Source organism: Salinivibrio sp. PR6 (assembly GCF_001995955.1).
Lineage (GTDB): Bacteria > Pseudomonadota > Gammaproteobacteria > Enterobacterales > Vibrionaceae > Salinivibrio > Salinivibrio siamensis.
In genome coordinates this window covers 1-2097 of record NZ_MUFA01000040.1, presented here as the reverse complement: position 1 = coordinate 2097, position 2097 = coordinate 1, and the positions used below count along the sequence as shown (strand labels likewise).

Below are 2097 nucleotides of genomic sequence, written 5' to 3'. Positions count from 1 at the left end.
GATTTTATCTTTATCATAAATACGCATCAATTCAGGAAAATTAGCCTTATCTGCAATAAGGCTGTGAGTAAGATTAAGCTCCTTAACTAATTCATTATTATCGAATTCCCATCCAAGATGTTGCCTGACTGAGTCCAGACTATCGTTAGATGAGTATAAAAATTCAACAAGACCTTGCTTAACGTTGCCGTCCTCATCCATATTCGGAGCAGTTCTGTCTCTCGAAGGCTCCTGAATAAGTCCATCAACTCTAAGCTGATTTGCCAAGTTGATTATTTTTAAAGGATTACGCCGGTTTTGCTTCTTGAATACCTCAATTACTTTTGGCGTTTCAGTTTTTGTATACTTATCTAAATTACCAACACTACCATCATAAATCGATTGCATTGCGTCACCAAAAAAGCCAACAACATTTTCCTTGGTTGACTTTTCAAGATGCTCTAGCAATATCTCTATAACTAAAGGATCAGTATCCTGATATTCGTCTACAAAAATAAACGGATATTTATCCTTTGTTATCAAGCATAGCTTTTCGTACTTTTCAAACATCTTAGAAGCCAAGACTATGACCTCATCGTGTGATATTATGCCTTTCGCTAGTTTTAAGTATTCTTTATATTGAATCGAGTCGCAGTCATCAAAAAAATACTGAGAAACAACTTCATTCTCTGGATGTTTGATTTTAGTTTGCTCAGGGTCATTTATAAGTTCAACCAACGTCTCCTTAATCTCCGATTGAAAACATTTAATATTTCCCCATAAGAAATCATGTATAGTCGAGACGTATAAATTATCGTGTGAAATTCGATCTTCAATTTCATTAACTGCAGCATTGGTGTATGTAATACACCCGATATTTAGTGAAGGGCTATCGCTAACTACAGCTTTTAATACTTCCACCAATGAATATGTTTTACCACTACCTGCACCGCCACTAAGTAGGAAGTGCTTTTTGCTCTTGATCAAGTCAATGACATGCCTTGATTCCTCAGAAAGGTTTTCTAGGTCTAGTTTTTTTGAAGCCATAACAATCCTTCCTTGATATAGAGGGGGACGTGCCAGTTTGAAAACTCAACCCCTTCTTCTGTCGTCTCGCTATTAAGTAATATTTCAATGGCAAGAGATGGCTTACTATTAACTGCTTTTTCGGAAAATTCGAAAACATCAATATCGTTTGAAAGATACAAATCTAAATATTTTTTTGTTAACGATGGAAATGCGCTATGTCCGGCATTAAGCAGATCTTTATTTATACTGAAAAATGCGTCCTCATAGCTTCTACCATGATATCCATGCTCTGCTACCTGATATACAATCTTAAGAAATCCATTAGGATCTTGTTGCCAGGTTTCGCTTCCTGATGGTTTGGTTAAGCTCTTATTTTCAAAGTCTAAGCCTTTGTAGAACTCTAACTCTTCTTGTTGAAAGAAAAATTTTAGAGATGAGTTAGATGACTTTGAACCATTAGGATCTAAAGGAGTACATTGCACTTCTTCTATTTTATCTTTGCCATTCTTATACTTTTGCGGTGTTACTCCATCATCTTCGTATACGATCTTTTCGTAGTAGCTATCAATGTCAGTAATAATTAGTGATTTAAGTCCTACAAAATCAATGAATTTCTCAAATGTTTGAGAATGAGCTCCAACCTCTACTATTGAAATATTCTGCGACAACAACGGTTTTTCGTCCGGATTCGGAGCATCTTGGTCAATTTTCTTCATCATTGATGGCAAGATAATCCGCTCTGTATCACCTTCGATGAATATAGCTTTATCAGCAAAAAACAACTCCGCTCTATTTAGGGTTAAGTATTGCTTTAGAAATCGATACGCTTTTTTTAGCTCTTCGTCTTTTTCTGGATCTTCACTAGAAGCGTAGGCATGCTCTAAATCTTTTAGGTTTTTCGCCTGTACTTGATGATCTTGAGCGGATTTCTTGAGGTATTTAATATCCTCAAAACTGCTTTCTGATACTATGTGTGAAGAATGCGTAGTAATAACTGATTGGAGGTGAATGACCACACCATCTTCCCTTAAGCGGTTTCGCCTTAATAGCTCTTTAATATTTTTTATAAATACATATTGCATTTGCGGG

At 35.9% G+C, this 2097-nt stretch carries 2 protein-coding genes; both read right to left on the bottom strand.

Features of this window, described 5'->3' with window-relative positions; genetic code table 11:
• On the bottom strand, positions 1-1026 hold a 1026-nt coding region (locus BZG72_RS15930; RefSeq protein ID WP_131828046.1), incomplete at its 3' end, for a UvrD-helicase domain-containing protein.
• Positions 1008-2097, bottom strand: a 1090-nt coding sequence (locus BZG72_RS15925; RefSeq protein WP_338013106.1) for an ATP-dependent nuclease, incomplete at its 5' end; no start/stop codon positions are given. The genes BZG72_RS15925 and BZG72_RS15930, both read right to left, overlap by 19 nt.